Genomic DNA, 17105 nt, shown 5'->3' on the forward strand with positions numbered 1-17105 from the left:
TGGATTACAATAAGCACCTATGCAAAAGACACTTTTATCAATTGGGTTATTGGCAAGTCTTTGGGCCTGCAGTCCCTCAACGGAATCATCCCATGAACCCTCCCAAACCGTAGATTCGGCCACGCAATGGAGTTCAAACCCTTGGCCAGAAATCCGGAAGAAACGCATCAACCAACTCCTTCCTGAAGCCTTGAAAAATGCAGATGTGGATGTTTGGCTGGTATTGTGCCGGGAAAATTACAACGATCCAATCGCTGTCCATGTCGGCGGTGAAAATGCCAGCGGAACAGCTGCCTTTCTTTTCTACACTGACGATAGTGGCTTTCATTCCCTTGTCTTCTCGCCCGATGGAGAAGCAACAGCCTTGGATGAATTGGACATCCATGAAAAAGTAGAACGGGTACCGAGAGGAGAATCCGCACTAGCAAAAGCAGTGGAATTCATCCAAGCAAAGGGATTTGAAAATATTGCAGTGAACACCTCCGCAAATAATGAAATGGCTGATGGAATGACCCATAGCCAATATCAGGAACTTGCCCAACTCATGGGTAAAGAGTCATCTAAATTGATTTCTTCTGAAGAGCTCGTTTATGAGTGGCTATCGATCAAACTTCCAGAAGAAGTAGAAATCATGACTAAGGCTGCGCAATTAGCTTCGGATTTCCAACATGAAGCCTACGCGATGATCGAACCAGGAAAAACCACTGATGCAAACGTTGCCAAATTTCTAAAAGCTAAAATGATCGAATACGGGGTGACCGATGCTTGGCATCCTGACCAAAACCCAAATGTCAACTCAGGGCCTGACCGAGGCCACTCCCATGCCACAGACAAAGTAATCCAACCAGGAGACGTCATTCAGATTGATTTTGGCGTAAAACTCTATGGCATTTGGGTATCGGATATCCAGCGTTTTGCCTATGTATTGAAAGAGGGAGAAACAGAAGCGCCAGCGGATATCCAACAATACTGGGAAAATGGAAAGGCAGGAAGCCGAGCAGCTCTTGCAGCAATGAAACCAGGAGTCAAAGGAGAAGATGTGGATCGTGCGCAACGCGACTTGATGGATGCGGCGGGTTCACTTTACGTCCCTTGGAGTACGGGCCATCCCGTTGGCTATGTAGCGCATGATGTCGGTCCAAACCTAGGTGGAGCACGTCTCCCACAACCTCGACCTGCTGCTCAAAAATTATTGAAAGAAGGAATGGTATTCGCATTTGATGGATTCCATTGTTGGAAACAGCCTGATGGAACCGAGAAAACCATTTCAGTAGAGGAGATGGCTGTGGTAACAGCCGATGGGGCTAGCTATTTAATTTCCCCACAAGAAGAATTGGTCCTAGTGGGAAAAAGTAAAAAATAGAACGATAAAAAAGGCCGGTTTCCCGGCCTTTTTTATGTCTTTCGATTACACAAAACAAAGGTCCACCGGGAATTTGATTTCATCAAAAGGCAGAGATGTTTTAAAAAGACCTAACGCTCCACAATTTTCAAATATTTCCATCATTCAATTTTTCAAATGGCTACCTTTGCCCTAACCAAATCTTTCCTACGCTATGAACGAGCGCTATATGCAGCGCGGTGTTTCCGCATCCAAAGAAGACGTCCACAACGCTATTTCCAAATTAGATAAAGGCCTTTTCCCAAAAGCTTTTTGCAAAATCGTTGAAGATACCCTGGGCAATGATCCTGAGTTTTGCAATATCATGCATGCGGACGGAGCAGGCACTAAATCTTCCTTGGCCTACTTGTATTGGAAAGAAACTGGGGACCTGAGTGTATGGAAAGGCATCGCTCAGGATGCGATCATCATGAATACGGATGATCTTCTTTGCGTAGGGGCAATTAACAATATCTTGGTTTCATCGACCATTGGTCGAAACAAAAACCTAGTACCTGGCGAAGTTATTTCAGCGATCATTCAAGGCACCGAAGAAGTCCTCCAAATGCTTCGTGACAATGGAGTCAATGTGGTATTGACTGGAGGTGAAACGGCAGATGTAGGCGACTTGGTGCGAACCATCATTGTGGATAGTACGGTCACCTGTCGTATGCGTCGTGATGAGGTGATTTCCAATGAAAAAATTCAAGCCGGAGATGTAATCGTTGGGCTGGCCTCTTACGGACAAGCTAAATACGAAACTGAATATAATGGGGGAATGGGAAGTAATGGTCTTACTTCTGCCCGACATGATGTTTTTAATAAGGTTTTGAAAACCAAATATCCGGAAAGCTTTGACCCGGCAGTTCCAGAGTCTTTAATCTATACCGGAAAATACAACCTCACCGACCCTGCTCCTGGAGCCCCGGTGGATATGGGCAAATTGGTTCTTTCACCTACTCGAACCTATGCACCAATCATGGTGGATATTCTGAACTACATGAGACCCCATGTCCATGGTTTGGTTCATTGTAGTGGTGGTGCCCAAACGAAGGTGTTGCATTTCGTGGATAATGTCCATGTCATCAAAGACAACCTCTTTGAAACTCCTCCTTTATTCCGAATCATTCAGGAGGAAAGCGGTACCGATTGGAAGGAAATGTATAAAGTGTTTAACATGGGCCATCGAATGGAGATTTATTTAGATGAGCGCTATGCAGAAGAAATCATTGATATCGCTGAATCCTACGGAGTAGAAGCTCAAATCATCGGGCGAGTGGAACCACTTGAAGGAGCCAAAAAAGTAACGATTCAGAGTCCTTACGGGACATTTGAGTATTGACCCCTCTAATCCCTTGAAGGGGAAATCCATTGTTGGTCGTTCGATGTTTAGGGTTCGATATTAATTAATGAGTTATTGGTTAGGAGTTCAAGATTCGTTTGCTATCCTTGGGTGAGAGCACTCAGGGAGGCTTCCAAGTCAAAAATCATTTTCTAAGTTTAAAGATGTTTGATTTCCTAAAAATGATCTGAAGTTCAAGCAAATGTCGTCATTCGTAAATCTTAAATCCTTTGACTCGCTTTTTTAGATTCCTTGCTTACTTCATCGGAGCGATCCTTTTGCTCGCTTTGGCGACGATCACCACCGTAGACCGAAGGCCAATAGATGAGCAGGATTTTTTCAAAGAAACTTTTGCCAAACTTGACAGCAGCAACTGGGAAACATCTCAAGGAGAAGCTTGGCTAGCAGGATGGGCCTCCGGGAATGTGACTCCAGACCAACCGGCAGAACTTGTGGGATACGCGCCGAGAGGTCCGTATCAATTTGTACAGGATTCATCACGGTTAAAGGCTCTCACCCTTAGCAATGGCAAGACCCGAATCGCTTGGCTCAATTATGAGCTCCTAATCGTTCACCCATTTCTTGCAGACCAAGTTAGGCAAGGTGTTAAAAAAGCAGGTATCCCCATCGACCAGCTTATATTCACCGCCACTCATACGCATTCTGGGATGGGTGGATATATGCCTGGCTTCCTTGGAGAATTGGCTTTCGGCGGATATGATCAGGAAATCGTGGATTTATTGGTCAATAAAAGTGTGGAAACGCTCCAAACTGCCCTGGCAAAACAGGATACTGTTTCGATATTTTTCAGAAAAACTAGGGCTGCTGATCATGTGTCCAACCGATTTATCAAAGACGGTCCGTATGACCCTTTTGTAAGACAGGTGATTTTTTCTCGAAAAGATGGAAAAAAAGCCCTTTTCTACACCTATTCTGCCCATGCTACCTGTCTCAGCTCAAAGTTTATGGGCTTATCGGGAGATTATCCCAACTACCTCTCTGAAAATCTAGAAGCTCGGGATTACGACTTTGCCATGTATGCAGCAGGTACGGTAGGAAGCCATCGTCCTATGGCTAATGGAAATACCCCAGAAGCTGTCAAAGACTACGCCGCGAGTTTGGATTCTGTGATTTGGCTTCGGATGACTACCTATGGATCCAATAAACTTCCGCTTATTCGCCATAATCGATTGGATATTTCCCTGAGGGAACCCCATCTCCGAATATCAGACAACTTGCGAGTTCGACCTTGGGTATTCAAAAAATTGGTTGGGGAAACTCCTGCCTATTTTGAAATTACACAATTGGGCAACTTGCTCTTGATCGCCTCGAGTGGGGAGTTGTCAGGCGTATTTTATGAAGAATGGGACCGGCTCGCGCAAAGCAAAGGATTGAAGTTAATCGTGACGGTGTTTAATGGAAGCTATATCGGCTACATCACGCCAGATGAATTATATGATGAACATTTTCATGAAGTCCGTGAGATGAACTGGTTTGGCCCTGGAAATGGTCACTATTTTGACGAATTAGTCAAAAAAACCATCAATCGAGCTTCCCAATCCAACTAACCTATGAAGTCCCCTTCTCTTCTATTCAGCTTGCTTACTGGTCGTTGCCCTCGCTGCCGCAAAGGCCCACTTTTTGAATCTGCGGAATGGAACAAGCCCTCAAGCTGGTTTGCCATGCATAAATCTTGTACTTGCTGCCAACAATCTTTTGAACCAGAGCCTGGTTTTTATTTTGGAGCCATGTTTGTCAGTTATGCATTTAATACGGCACTATTTATAGCCGTTTGGATTACCTATTCGTTTTTGGCTTCCGAATTTTCCCTTTTCTATCTCTTGATGTTGATGATCCTAGCCGCGGCTTTGGCCCTTCCGTTCTTCTTCAGACTAAGTCGAAGCCTTTGGATTCACCTATTTGTGCCCTATGGCTCCAAGTCCGAAAAACGATAAATTTTCGCGCAGATAAATCCTTTCCACCAACACTTTTTCGCTACACAGACGAATCCAAAATCAGTCAGAATTCGATCATAGTCGGGCAAATCTGACCTGCGGTGACTAGTGAAAATCTGATGAAATTTGATTAGTAAGTTTAAAACCAAGCGGTGGAAAACCGATCCAGTAGGATAAAAATCAACTACACGGATCTCACCATTTTCCAACACTGATTTCTTTATTTTTATCAAAAGCTCTTCCAAATCACTATCAGGCAAAGTGTCCAAGATAAAAGGCAAAAAAACTACCTCAGCTTTTACATTTCCCTCAAATTGTCCCAAATGAAACGATAACTTACTTTGCCTCAGGTGGTGCTTGGCCAAATGGAGCATGGATTGGGAAGTTTCCCAAAATTCCCCCTCCCTATTATGCAAAAGGGAGGAAAGTGCTATCCCATCTCCTCCTCCAATCACGATTATTTTCCCTTCAAATTTTCGATCCATTGCCCACCGGATCGCCTGCTCCCTCGCTCCCCAAAAAAATAAACGGGAAAGCGTCGTATAGACTGGGGCTAACCGGCGATAGTTATCACTCATAACACGATCAATAAAGCTGGAATGAGAAATGCCGCTTCCATTTGTCTTCGCTTATGATCTATGGATAAGTGATTCGAGAAAAAAGTGAAATAATGTACCAACAGCATTAGCAGAAGCATACAAGCAAAAGGCCGATAAAAGGAAGGCAGAAAAATAAAGACACCCAAAGCCAGGAAGATCAACCAAATCAACCCTTTTCGTATCCAAGAAATCAATATAACTGGATCAAAAAGTAAGGCTGCCGAACCAAATCCTTGACTTTGATCTTCCTTTCGGTCAAGCACTGAAAGCATCAACAAATTTAAAAATGCCAATCCCACATATAGTCCTAAAAAAAGAAAATGGAAGCCTGACCATTCTACAGCAGGCATTCGCAACATGGGGAGCCATGAAATCCCCAATACATAAAAAAGAGCAGTACTGAACTCCTTGATCAACCCTCCAGTAGAACCAGCTTTTCGAACCATAACCATCGTCAAACCAATCACCAATACCAATCCTAAACTGAGGTAAAATTCAATGCCCAAACCCAAAAAGCGATAGGCCAACAAAACTCCTTGAATAGCCAAAATACCGACTAAAAGACCGAGGAATTTGCCATACTTCGCATGAAATGCGTAGCGTTCAGGAACTGGATCATTTCCTTTTTTGGAATCTAAAATATGATCCGTGGTATAGATGCACCACACGGCAGTTCCAAGCAATAGATAGACAATCGGATCAATTTGAACTCGAAAAAGTCTTGAAAAAAATAAAAGGCCTGAAAGTGCACCCGCCACCACATCCAGAGAAAGTCGAGATATCCAACGGAGTATTTGTTTTTGAAAAGCCATGCCCCAAATTAATTCCTAAATCTGATATCTAATTTCCAGAAATTGATTTTGGGGTAAACAAAGGTGTAGGAAAGTGAACTACTTCCACAAAAGGTGAATGAAATAGCCTTTCCCTTCCTAGTAAGAGTTTCCTTTCGTGGATATTTTTATTCACTCACAAAAAGAAAAAGTATCTTAAACTCACAATTAACCCATGAATCCATGAAGAAATATTCATTCCTTTTGTTGGCTTTAATCGCCAGCATTACTGCATTTGCACAGTCTCCGATCAAAGTAGCTTTCGTCGGAAATAGTATCACTCAAGGTCCAGGTAGAGATAATCCCGATTCCTATCCTCTTCAAGTGGGAGCCTTACTTGGAGAGGCCTATGAAGTCAAAAACTTCGGAGTCAGTGGAAGAACCCTATTACGGAAAGGTGATTTTCCGTTTTGGAATGAACCTCAGTTTCAGGAAGCCAAGGATTTTCATCCTGATGTCCTGCTGATCAAATTGGGAACGAACGATTCTAAGCCTCAAAACTGGGCGCATAAGGATGAATTCGTGAAAGACTACTTGGACATGATTGCTGAATTTAGAGCCAACATGCCTAAAGACGGAAAAGTATATGTGATCTTCCCAGTGCCAGTGACTCGCGTAAATTTTGGAATTACACCCGAAGTGATGAACAATGAACAGCGTCTGATGCTTTTTGAAATCGTCCAAAAATCAGGAGCAGAGGTCATTGATCTATACACCCCTCTAATGGACAAGCCTGAACTTCTGCCTGATGGAGTTCATCCGAATAAAGAAGGTCTCAGCATCATGGCACAGGTTATCGCCAGACGAATCATGATGTAATAAAAATCCGGATTAGGTTAAGAAATAATTTTTATCACCTAATCCGGAAAACTTTTATTCTTCATTCATAAACCAAACTTGTTTCCATTCTCCTTCGAAGGGATCATTTGGCTGGGGAATCCCCGGAGTGCTTCTCCCCTCTTTGATGTACCGAATTAATGTTTGTTTTAAATCAAGAACCTTTTCCTTTTCTTCAGCTTCTAGATTTTTTGACTCTCCTGGATCAGTGGCCAAATTATAAAGTTGGACTTCCGGGAGATCAGCTTCCGCAGGATCTCCTGGCCGAGGAAAACTCCAGCCTCCAGAACCTTTAGCAAGAATCAATTTCCAATCGCCTTTTCGGATTGCAAAGCTTCCATCCACAGAGTGAAAAACTGTGGCCTCCCGAAAATCATTAGATGGATTTTCTGAATTAAAAAGAGAGAGCAAAGAGTAGCTATCCTCTCCTTCATGATCAGAAATAGAATAATCAGCTATTTCTGCTGCAGTAGCAAAAAAGTCAATCAATGAGATGGTTTCATTTCTTAAAGAGCCAGCCTTAATTTTTGAAGGCCATTTGGCTATAAAGGGAACCCTATGTCCACCCTCGTAGATATCAGCTTTATGTCCTCTGAATTGAGCACTTGGATAATGCCCCATTTCAACCAACTTGTTAAATCCTGCTGCAGGAGCACACCCATTATCGCTGGAAAAAATGACTAATGTATTTTCTTCTATACCAGCAGTCTTTAACGCTTGATTGACACGACCTATATAATCATCAATCATAAGGACAAAATCTGCATAAGGAAGCAACCCACTTTTCCCTTGCCAAGCTTCATTAGGAAGAATAGGCGTGTGAGGAGAGGGCAAAGCCAAATAAAGGAAAAACGGTTTATCTTCTTTTGATTTGTTTTCTATGTATTCAATAGCTCGTGAAAAAAAGTTTGGGGTAACCTCTTGGTGGATAAAATCAGGAGAAGTTGGTCCTTTTCTCCACCAAGAATATTCCCCTTCGTCAATTGTAACCCTGTCAGGTTCTTGAGTTACTTTCTCATTTTCCACATAAACATAAGGAGCCATGTCTAAGGATGCAGGAAGTGCATAGCTGTACTCAAATCCCAAAGCATTTGGGCCATTCTTGACAGGTTTGGAGAAATCAACCAAATCATAATTAACGGATTCTCCGGATCCAATTTGATTTATTGAATCAACCTTCAATGCCCAATCTAAGCCTAAATGCCATTTCCCAATAAAACCAGTTTGGTATCCTTTAGACTTCAAGAGAGAGGCAACAGTTGTTCTTTCCTTAGGAATCAAGGCCATGGATTCTCCTGTCAAAACACCTTTTTTCAAGCTACTTCTCCAATTGTATCTGCCAGTCAGCAGGGCATATCTGGAAGGGGTACAAACTGCCGAAGTAGTGTGGGCATCAGTAAACATCATCCCTTCCTTAGCCAATTGATCAAGATGGGGGGTCCGGATTTTACTTTTATGATTAAAAGCTTTCAAGTCTCCATAGCCCATGTCATCAGCAAGAATAAAAATGATATTGGGTTTCTTTTCCTCCTTTGGCTTTGAGATACATGAGGGAAAAAGTAAACCTATTCCAAAAAGGAAAATCAGTAAGTATAAATTCTTCATTGCCAGGGTCTTTTGTATCCAATTAAACTAGCCATTAAAATGGAATTAATAAATCAAGAAAATAAAAAAAACCACAACCCTTTCGAGCTGTGGTTCTGATTTGGGATTTATTGTGCAATTATTTTCCTGCAAGTGCGTTCGCTCCTGCTACGATTTCAAGGATTTCATTGGTAATCGCGGCCTGACGAGTACGGTTGTACATCAGTTTCAGTTCTTTCAGCAATTCACCGGCATTTTCAGTTGCTTTATCCATAGCAGTCATCCGAGCACCATGCTCAGAAGCATTACTCTCAAGCACTGCTTTATAGAATTGAATCTTCAAGGAAGTTGGAACCAATTCTTCAATAATATAAGCTCTTGAAGGCTCAAGGATGTAATCTGTCTCAGTTGCATTTGACTCTTCAGTTTCCTGCTGTGCCATTGGAAGAAATTGCTCAGTTCGAACGATTTGAGTCGCTACATTTTTGAATTCGTTAAAAATCAAAAACACCTGATCGTAATCACCAGCTACAAATCCGTTCATTGCAAACTCAGCCGCATCACGCACGGTTTCAAATGTCAAATTTTGGAACACTCCAAAATAAGTATCAATCACCGTATGAGAAGATTTTTTGAAGTATTCGTAGGCCTTCTTTCCAAGAGGAAGAATGCTTATTTCAGCACCTGCAAATTGCTCTTGAATTGCAGCATTAGTCGCTTTGATAATATTGGTATTGAAAGCACCACAAAGCCCTTTATCAGAAGTAACAGGAACCAGAAGGACCTTTTTACCATCTCTTTTTTGGGCGTACACAATATCTGCCGCACCTTCAGCAGAAGCGGACACATTGGTGAGTATAGTAGTCAACTTTTGAGAATAAGGACGCATTTGGACAATTTTATCCTGAGCCCTTCTCAATTTAGCAGCCGATACCATTTTCATGGCCTTCGTGATCTGCTGGGTAGAAATTACCGAGTTGATTCTTTGCTTTACTTCCTTAAGGTTAGCCATCGATTGCTTTGTTCGGTATACTTACCCTGCTGATGAACTCAGCAGGGATTTAATTCAAATTACTTTGCGTATTTAGGAGCTAACTCAGCAGCTGCAGTCGACAAGATCTTTCCAGCGCCATCAATATCTCCCTTTAGGATCAATTGAAGTGCTTCTGGATAAGAAGCGTCTAACAAGGTGTAGAATTCCTTCTCAAATGCTCTTGCTTTTTCTACAGGTACACTATCCATCAATCCTTTTGTAGAAGCATAAATGATTGCTACTTGATGCGCCACAGAAACTGGAGAGTATTGAGGCTGCTTCAAGATTTCTTGGTTACGGCGACCTCGTTCGATAGTACGCTTGGTAGAAGCATCTAGGTCTGACCCGAACTTGGCAAACGCTTCCAATTCACGGAACTGAGCCTGATCCAATTTCAAGGTACCTGCCACTTTCTTCATGGACTTGATCTGTGCGTTACCACCCACTCGAGATACTGAGATACCTACGTTGATCGCAGGACGAATACCAGAGTTGAAAAGGTTGGTTTCCAAGAAAATCTGACCGTCTGTAATGGAGATCACGTTGGTCGGGATATAAGCAGAAACGTCACCAGCTTGAGTCTCGATGATCGGAAGGGCGGTCAAAGAACCACCACCTTTTACCAAAGGACGGATGGACTCAGGAAGATCATTCATCTGCTGAGCGATAGCATCAGACTTATTGATTTTCGCGGCTCTTTCCAATAATCTTGAGTGAAGGTAGAATACGTCACCTGGGTATGCTTCACGTCCTGGAGGTCTTCTCAATAGAAGAGAAACTTCACGGTAAGCTACAGCTTGCTTGGAAAGGTCATCATAAACCACCAAAGCAGGACGTCCAGTATCACGGAAAAATTCACCAATTGCAGCACCAGTAAACGGAGCAAAGAACTGCATTGGAGCAGGATCAGAGGCAGCAGCCGAAACGACTACTGTATATGGAAGAGCTCCACCTTTTTCCAAAGCAGCCACAACACCAGCTACTGTAGAAGCCTTTTGACCTACTGCTACATAGATACAAAATACAGGCTCACCCTTGTCGTAAAATTCTTTTTGGTTAAGAATCGTATCGATTACTACCGCAGTTTTACCAGTCTGACGGTCACCGATTACCAATTCCCGTTGACCGCGACCAATAGGAATCATCGCATCGATAGATTTGATACCTGTTTGAAGAGGTTCAGTAACTGGCTGACGATAGATTACACCAGGGGCTTTACGCTCCAAAGGCATTTCATAAAGGTCACCAGTGATAGGACCTTTACCATCGATAGGGTTACCCAAGGTATCCACAACACGGCCAAGCATTCCTTCTCCAGCTTGGATAGATGCGATTTTCTTGGTACGCTTTACGGTATCACCTTCTTTGATTTCTTTGGAGTCTCCGAAAAGTACGGCACCTACATTATCCTCTTCGAGGTTAAGTACCATTGCTTTCAGACCATTGTCAAACTCCAGCAATTCACCAGCCTGAGCCTTTGAAAGTCCATAGATACGGGCTACCCCGTCACCTACTTGGAGGACGGTACCCACTTCTTCTAGTTCGGCTTCGGTTCTGGCACCGGAGAGTTGCTCTCTCAAGATGGCCGAAACTTCATCAGGTCTTACTTCTGCCATGATATGATACGATTAGATATATTCGTTAAAATTGTTTTTCGTAATGATTTTGAGAAAACTGAACACGTAGAGCCTTCAGTTTGCTACTTAGTGACTCGTCCAGCTGACGGTCATTAACTTTCAGAATAAAGCCACCAATCAACGAGGGATTGATCTTTTCTTCAAGTTGTACTTCCTTCATTCCACTGATCGACTTAACTACCTCTACCAACTGTTTGCGTTGCTCTTCTGTTAAGGCGGATGTAGTAGTTACCTCAGCAACTTGGATTGATTTATGAAGATTGTATTGTGCAACCAATTCTTTGGCGATATCCAAGAGGATGTTTTCTCTGTTTTTTCTGGATACTATCTCAAAGAATGGGAGAGTTAATTTGCTAGCACCTTTGGCAAAAAGAGCTTTGAGTACTTTCAATTTCTTATCTGAAGTCAAAACTGGATTACTAAGTACAAGACCTAATTCCCGATTGGCTTTCCCCATGGCTGCCAAAGATTGAAAATCCGCATATACTTCTTCCAAAATGCCCTGTTCTATGGACAATTCCAGGAGAGATTTGGCATAGCGGGAAGCTACTCTATGGTTTGACATGGAGAGATTAGTTTAGCTTAAGATCTTTAATGAATTCGTCCACAAGTTCTTTTTGAGCTTTTTCGTCAGCGAGATTTTTTCTCAATAATTTCTCGGTCACTTCCAAAGTCAACATAGCCACCTGATTTTTCACCTCAGTCAAAGCAGCTTTCTTTTCTGTTTCAATTACAGCTTTTGCATTTTCGATCATTAGCGCACCTTGCTTTCCAGCTTCGGTTTTAGCGTCTTCAATCATTTTAGCAGAAACATCCTGAGCCCTTTTCAAAATTGTATCTCTTTCCAATCTTGCTTCTTGCAAAAGTTTTTCATTTTCAGCTTTCAAAGAAGCCATCTCAGTACGAGCTTGCTCTGCAGCTTTAAGCGCATTGTCAATGCTGGTTTCTCTTTCTTCCAAAGCAGCTAGCATAGGCTTCCATGCAAACTTGATAAGGATAAAAAGAAGCGCCAAGAAGGCGATTAATTGCCAGAAAATAAGGCCGGAACTAGGTAAAATCAGATCCATAATATCGTTAGCGTATAATTTCGGTTTTGTTCAATAAGAAGGGATTGGCCTAGCGCCAATCCCTAATTCATTTGTTCTTAGAAAGTGAGACCACCTGCGTTCAATGCAATAAGTAGACAAACTACTACTGCAAACAGGGAAACCACCTCGATCAAAGCTGCGATGATCAACATGGCAGTCTGAACCTTACCAGCAGCCTCAGGCTGACGAGCGATAGATTCCATTGCCTGGCCACCGATACGACCGATACCAAGACCTGCGCCAATCGCAACAATTCCTGCACCGATACCAGCACCCATAAGAGCCAATCCAGCAGACAACAAGATAGAAGTTAACATAAACGTTTGATTTATAAATTGAACAAAGAAATTTCTAATTAATGATGATCGTCATGGTGATGCTCTGCTACTGCCCCACCAATGTACATCGCTGTAAATAGCGTGAATACATAAGCTTGAATAGTAGCTACCAACAATTCAATCATATTGATAAAGGTGACCATGAATGTAGACACCACGCCGATCGCATAGGATTCAAAAATGAACACTAAAGCAATGAAGGCAAGAATTACAATGTGACCCGCCGTAATCGCCACAAAAAGACGAACCATTAAAGCAAAAGGCTTGGTGAAAAGCCCGATAAACTCTACGACTACAATGATTGGCAATAAGGCAACTGGTACACCCGGTGTTGCAAATACGTGCTTCCAGTAATCTTTATTACCGTTTACATTTACAACTACAAAAGTCAACATTGCCAAGGTGAAGGTTACCGCGATGTTTCCCGTTAAGTTTGCTGCACCTGGAAGAAGTCCCAAAAGGTTACCAACCCAAATAAAGAAAAAGAGGGTTAGTAGGTAAGGAACAAACTTCTTGTATTTAGGTCCGATTGCTTTGTGGGCGATTTCATCTCTCACAAAAATGACAATTGGCTCGACCAATGAAGCTGCACCTTTAGGAGCTACAGCTCCATTTTTCTTGTAATGACTAGCTGCCGATAATGCTAAATACAGCACCAAAGCGATTACAATAAAAAGCATGGCCACGTTTTTGGTAATGGAAAGATCAGTGATAGCACCACCATCTATCCTTCCCAAGTGCTCATGTTCATCGATGTAAATACCATTATGAGCGTATTCTTCGCCGAATTTGTGGGTCTCGTGATTTTGGAAATCTGAAGAGGAATAGAACTCCAATCCCCGATCAGAAGCATAAGTAATTACCGGAAGAGGTAATGTAATATGGGTGTGGCCCACATTGAAAAAATGCCATTCATGCGAATCCTTGATGTGATGCATGATGAAACCAGTAGGGTCTTCTTTGCCTTCCTCAGTCTCAGAACCAGCTGCATAAGTTGCAACTGAAAAATTCAGCAAAAATGCTGAAAGTAAAAGACTTAGAACCAGAAATTTGCGCGTCATCAACTCGTATTTTTGAGGGCTACTTCGAAATCGGGCGCAAGTTAGAAATAAAGGTGTAGATATCAAAAATGAGGTAGAACAAAAAAAGAATAAAGAAATTAGAGATAAACAAAATAATATTCTCTTCTCCCTTCCAAACCATCACCGCAATGAAGGTCAACGACGCTAAAATGCGGACAACCATGCCCAAAAGCTTGATTTGAAGAAAATTTTCAGGAGACTTTTTATAAAGCCAAAGCGCAAAAAAACTTACCGAATAGGACAAGATAATTACAAAATAAAAAATAGTCCAGATGCTGGGTGAAATGATATGTCCCAAAAACTGCTGTAGAATCAGCACCATTCCTAGAATAAAAAGAGAAAAAACCAGAAATCGAAGATGGAAATTTTGGAAGAGTTTCATGCCCGTAAGATTTAAGGCAAAGGTACCTTAATTTTCCTTATTGATCCCGTGACATCGTCTTCCAAAGCTGGTAAAATGCCAAGATCACAGAAGCAAAGCAAAAAACTAAAATCCAAACCGGAAACTTCATCGCGCTTTTTTGCTGAACCCACCAACCCAATAATGTTCCAAGTCCAATTACTGTGAAAAGTTGAAATGAAAGTCCCATGTACTTTACCCAGGTCGGGTATTCTTCTTTGGACTTTGACTTATTTTCTTGGGAATTCGCCATATCACAAGTTAAAATTTTAAAAAAGATTCTTGGGAAGCACCTTCAACAAATATTCTGGACTGGTTTTCGTTCGGTAAGTATCCGAATAAACCCTAATTTGGCATAGCATTTTTCTAAATCTGCATGAACAAACGTCACGTCTTAGTTTGGTTAATCTTAATTCTATCTGTTGGCTGCTCCTCAGAACGAAATACATTTACCAATCGGGCATTCCATAATTTGACTTCTCACTTCAATGCTTACTACCTAACGGATTACAAAATCAGGGAAGTTGAAAATCAAGTTCGGGCAAATTACAAGGAAGATTACACCCAAGTCCTTCCAATTTTTATTCCCATCGACTCCGCCACTGTCACCCAAAATAAATCCAGATTAGACTCTGCCCGAGAACTAGCTTCAAAAGCCATCGATTGGCATAGAATTTCAAAATGGGTGGACGATAGTTATTTTCTCATCGGAAAGATTGATTATATCCAATCCCAACGGGATGACGCCAAAAACGCCTTCAAGTATGTTAATTCCACGAGCAAGGACAAAGACCTAAGACATCGAGCTTTGATTAGCCTTCTTCGACTATATATCGATGAAAAAAATTACGAGGACGCCAACTTTACCATCGACTATCTTTCCAAGGAAACAGAAATCAATGATGAAAATCGCTACGATTTATTTAAGACTCTGGCCTACTATTACGAGTCAAGAACAGATGCTAATGGAGTAATTGGAGCTTTGGATCGAGCCATTGAATATGCTGATGATAACAAGGAACTTTCTCGCCTTAATTTTATCCTTGCCCAATATTATCAACGAGCTGGTTTGGATGCCTTGGCTTATGATTTTTATCGAAAGTCCCTAGATGGAAATCCTCCCTATGAACGCAGCTTTTTCGCGATGCTTTTTGCCCAACAGGTGGCAGAACTTAATGCAAGTAAGGATCTTCGCAAAGTGCGCAACTATTATGATGATCTTTATAAAGATCCCAAAAACAAGGATCTGAAAGACGTTGTGGTCTACGAAAAAGCATTGTTTGAATTGAAGCAAGGAGATATTCCTCTCACCTTAGACCTACTTCATCAGGCTGCAAAAGAACCAGGCTCAAGCCCTAGACTCAAAGGGTATATCTATGAAAAACTTGCAGAAATCAGTCTGGATGAATTTAAAGATTATCGAGCCACCAAATATTACCTAGACAGTGCGCTGACCTTCATCAAACCCGAAAGTCCCGATGCTGAAGAATTAAGTGCCAGAAAAGAAGTTCTTGATCAATACGTATTTCATGTCGAAAGAATAGAACTTAATGATAGTTTAATCAGGTTGGCTTCACTTTCAGATTCCGAACGCTTGGCATGGGCTAATGCCTACATTGCTTCTGAAGAAGAACGATTGCTAAAGCTTGCGGCAGCGGAAAATCAACCTAAGTCCTCTAGCATTTTTGATAATCTTCTTGCTTTCAGTGGAAGAGATGGAGGTTCTTCGTTTTATTTTGATAATGGGAATGCCGTCCAACAAGGAACTTTAGATTTTGTAAGGACTTGGGGCAACCGACCCCTTCAGGATAATTGGAGAAGGAGATCCGCTATATTTCAGACCTCTGGGCAATCGACTGGAAATGTAACTGGAGGAGAGGGACTCGAAAATCCTGAAAATTCAGTTTTGGCAGATTTGCCAAGTGCAGAAAGTCTTTTAGAAACCATTCCAAATACCCCTGAAAAACTTCAAGTAGCCAATCAACAGCTGGAGGAATCTTATTTTGAACTAGGGAAGCTCCTCTTTTTTGACTTAAAAGAAACTTCTCAAAGTATTGAAAGCCTAGAAAATCTAATTTTTCTATATCCCGAAACAGTCAAAAAGCCTGAAGCGTATTACCTGCTTTACCTCGGGCAAAAAGAAAACTCCGGGAATTTCTCCCAATATATCGGCAGGTTAAACCGAGAATTTCCGGATTCTCCTTATACCTTTTTTGTAAACAATCCCGATGCTGCATCTGGAAATATGGCCTATTTAGAATCCTCAAAAAATTATGAATTGGCTTACAATGCCTACTATTCTGGGCAATATTCTGAAGCAAGATCCTTCATCCTGAGTACTCTTGAGGAATACCCTTTAACAAGAAATACCGAAAGGCTTTTGCTTTTGGATATCATGGTCACTGGAAAATTAGAGGCCAAAGAGCGATTTAAATCCAGATTAGAAGCCTATATCCAAAATACAGAAGAGGATCAACTCGTAACTCTCGCAAAAAAAATGTTGCAACCTCTACTGACTGAGGAGGAATTAGTGGCATTAACCCCCGAAGAGCCAATTGAAACCGATTCTCTGGCAAATGCTGAAGAAAATATTTCTGAAAATCAAAAACCTGAGATACCTGTAGATTCGCCTTACAAGGTAAACGAGACACAAACTCATATTTTTGTAATTGCACTATCTCCAACCGAGGCAGAAGCGGCCAAAAATTTGCTAGGAGATTTAGAAAATTTCCACGCCTCGAATTTCACCAATGCTAGACTAAGGACTGGAAATATGACGATGAATGCGCAAACTTCCATTTACATAATCAGTCCATTTGCCAATGCTGAAAAAGCGTTGGAATACTATCAAAAATTCATGGAGGAATTTAAATCGAATGGAATTAGCGAAGACCTGAAAAATCAAGCCTTCTTTATTTCGATCGAAAACTTCCAAACGCTCAACAAGTCCAAAAATCTCGAAGAATACCGAGCATTCTTCCGAAGTATGTATAAGTAAC

17 protein-coding genes are annotated in these 17105 nt (G+C 41.7%); 6 read left to right on the top strand and 11 right to left on the bottom strand.

All coding sequences use genetic code 11. The features are described from left to right. Positions 1 to 19 precede the first annotated feature (19 nt). The 4 genes from AO498_RS01315 (at position 20) to AO498_RS01330 (ending at position 4678) form a co-directional block, all read left to right on the top strand. Complete coding sequence (locus tag AO498_RS01315; protein WP_067542661.1) at positions 20 to 1363, top strand: M24 family metallopeptidase; 1344 nt, start codon at positions 20 to 22, stop codon at positions 1361 to 1363. Positions 1364 to 1556: 193 nt separating this feature from the next. Beyond that, positions 1557 to 2723 carry an AIR synthase related protein gene (locus tag AO498_RS01320; protein ID WP_067542663.1) on the top strand — a complete coding sequence of 389 codons (1167 nt, stop codon included), beginning with the start codon at positions 1557 to 1559 and terminating at the stop codon, positions 2721 to 2723. A gap of 230 nt (positions 2724 to 2953) precedes the next feature. Further along, positions 2954 to 4291 carry a neutral/alkaline non-lysosomal ceramidase N-terminal domain-containing protein gene (locus tag AO498_RS01325; RefSeq protein ID WP_067542666.1) on the top strand — a complete coding sequence of 446 codons (1338 nt, stop codon included), beginning with the start codon at positions 2954 to 2956 and terminating at the stop codon, positions 4289 to 4291. Positions 4292 to 4294: 3 nt separating this feature from the next. Then, positions 4295 to 4678 (top strand): DUF983 domain-containing protein, encoded by a 384-nt coding sequence (locus tag AO498_RS01330; protein ID WP_236778625.1) that lies wholly within the window; start codon positions 4295 to 4297, stop codon positions 4676 to 4678. Here AO498_RS01330 and AO498_RS01335 read toward each other — a convergent pair. Together AO498_RS01335 and AO498_RS01340 are read right to left on the bottom strand one after the other, a co-directional pair. Beyond that, positions 4651 to 5256: a hypothetical protein gene (locus tag AO498_RS01335; RefSeq protein ID WP_067542672.1), complete on the bottom strand. Its 606-nt coding sequence runs from the start codon at positions 5254 to 5256 to the stop codon at positions 4651 to 4653. The genes AO498_RS01330 and AO498_RS01335 overlap by 28 nt on opposite strands. After that, on the bottom strand, positions 5253 to 6089 hold the full coding sequence (locus tag AO498_RS01340) for a hypothetical protein (RefSeq protein WP_067542675.1): 837 nt from the start codon (positions 6087 to 6089) through the stop codon (positions 5253 to 5255). The genes AO498_RS01335 and AO498_RS01340 overlap by 4 nt, the downstream gene beginning before the upstream one ends. A 201-nt stretch (positions 6090 to 6290) precedes the next feature. Between AO498_RS01340 and AO498_RS01345 the strand changes: the two genes are divergently transcribed. After that, positions 6291 to 6926: a GDSL-type esterase/lipase family protein gene (locus AO498_RS01345; protein ID WP_067550180.1), complete on the top strand. Its 636-nt coding sequence runs from the start codon at positions 6291 to 6293 to the stop codon at positions 6924 to 6926. Between the two features lie 54 nt (positions 6927 to 6980). Here AO498_RS01345 and AO498_RS01350 read toward each other — a convergent pair whose 3' ends face one another. The 9 genes from AO498_RS01350 to AO498_RS01390 form a co-directional block, all read right to left on the bottom strand. Continuing rightward, on the bottom strand, positions 6981 to 8549 hold the full coding sequence (locus AO498_RS01350) for a sulfatase family protein (protein WP_067542678.1): 1569 nt from the start codon (positions 8547 to 8549) through the stop codon (positions 6981 to 6983). Positions 8550 to 8667: 118 nt separating this feature from the next. Then, positions 8668 to 9540 (bottom strand): ATP synthase F1 subunit gamma, encoded by an 873-nt coding sequence (gene atpG / locus AO498_RS01355; RefSeq protein WP_067542682.1) that lies wholly within the window; start codon positions 9538 to 9540, stop codon positions 8668 to 8670. Positions 9541 to 9599: 59 nt separating this feature from the next. Next, entirely contained in the window at positions 9600 to 11177 is a 1578-nt protein-coding gene (gene atpA / locus AO498_RS01360; RefSeq protein WP_067542684.1) for a F0F1 ATP synthase subunit alpha, read from the bottom strand. A 25-nt stretch (positions 11178 to 11202) separates the two neighbouring features. After that, positions 11203 to 11763 (bottom strand): ATP synthase F1 subunit delta, encoded by a 561-nt coding sequence (atpH, locus tag AO498_RS01365; protein WP_067542686.1) that lies wholly within the window; start codon positions 11761 to 11763, stop codon positions 11203 to 11205. A 7-nt stretch (positions 11764 to 11770) separates the two neighbouring features. Next, complete coding sequence (locus AO498_RS01370; protein ID WP_067542688.1) at positions 11771 to 12265, bottom strand: F0F1 ATP synthase subunit B; 495 nt, start codon at positions 12263 to 12265, stop codon at positions 11771 to 11773. A gap of 77 nt (positions 12266 to 12342) precedes the next feature. Continuing rightward, the gene (gene atpE / locus AO498_RS01375; protein WP_026955099.1) at positions 12343 to 12603 is read right to left on the bottom strand and encodes an ATP synthase F0 subunit C; all 261 of its coding nucleotides are present in this window, start codon (positions 12601 to 12603) and stop codon (positions 12343 to 12345) included. A gap of 38 nt (positions 12604 to 12641) precedes the next feature. After that, positions 12642 to 13685: a F0F1 ATP synthase subunit A gene (gene atpB / locus AO498_RS01380; protein WP_067542690.1), complete on the bottom strand. Its 1044-nt coding sequence runs from the start codon at positions 13683 to 13685 to the stop codon at positions 12642 to 12644. Positions 13686 to 13704: 19 nt separating this feature from the next. Then, positions 13705 to 14088: a hypothetical protein gene (locus tag AO498_RS01385; protein ID WP_067542692.1), complete on the bottom strand. Its 384-nt coding sequence runs from the start codon at positions 14086 to 14088 to the stop codon at positions 13705 to 13707. Positions 14089 to 14125: 37 nt separating this feature from the next. Continuing rightward, a complete protein-coding gene (locus AO498_RS01390; RefSeq protein WP_067542694.1) occupies positions 14126 to 14359 on the bottom strand; it encodes an AtpZ/AtpI family protein in 234 nt (77 codons plus the stop codon). Positions 14360 to 14482: 123 nt separating this feature from the next. On the opposite strand from AO498_RS01390, the gene porW reads away from it, so the two are divergent. After that, a complete protein-coding gene (porW, locus tag AO498_RS01395; RefSeq protein ID WP_067542696.1) occupies positions 14483 to 17104 on the top strand; it encodes a type IX secretion system periplasmic lipoprotein PorW/SprE in 2622 nt (873 codons plus the stop codon). Position 17105 lies beyond the last annotated feature (1 nt).

This window comes from Algoriphagus sanaruensis (assembly GCF_001593605.1).
GTDB classification, from domain to species: domain Bacteria; phylum Bacteroidota; class Bacteroidia; order Cytophagales; family Cyclobacteriaceae; genus Algoriphagus; species Algoriphagus sanaruensis.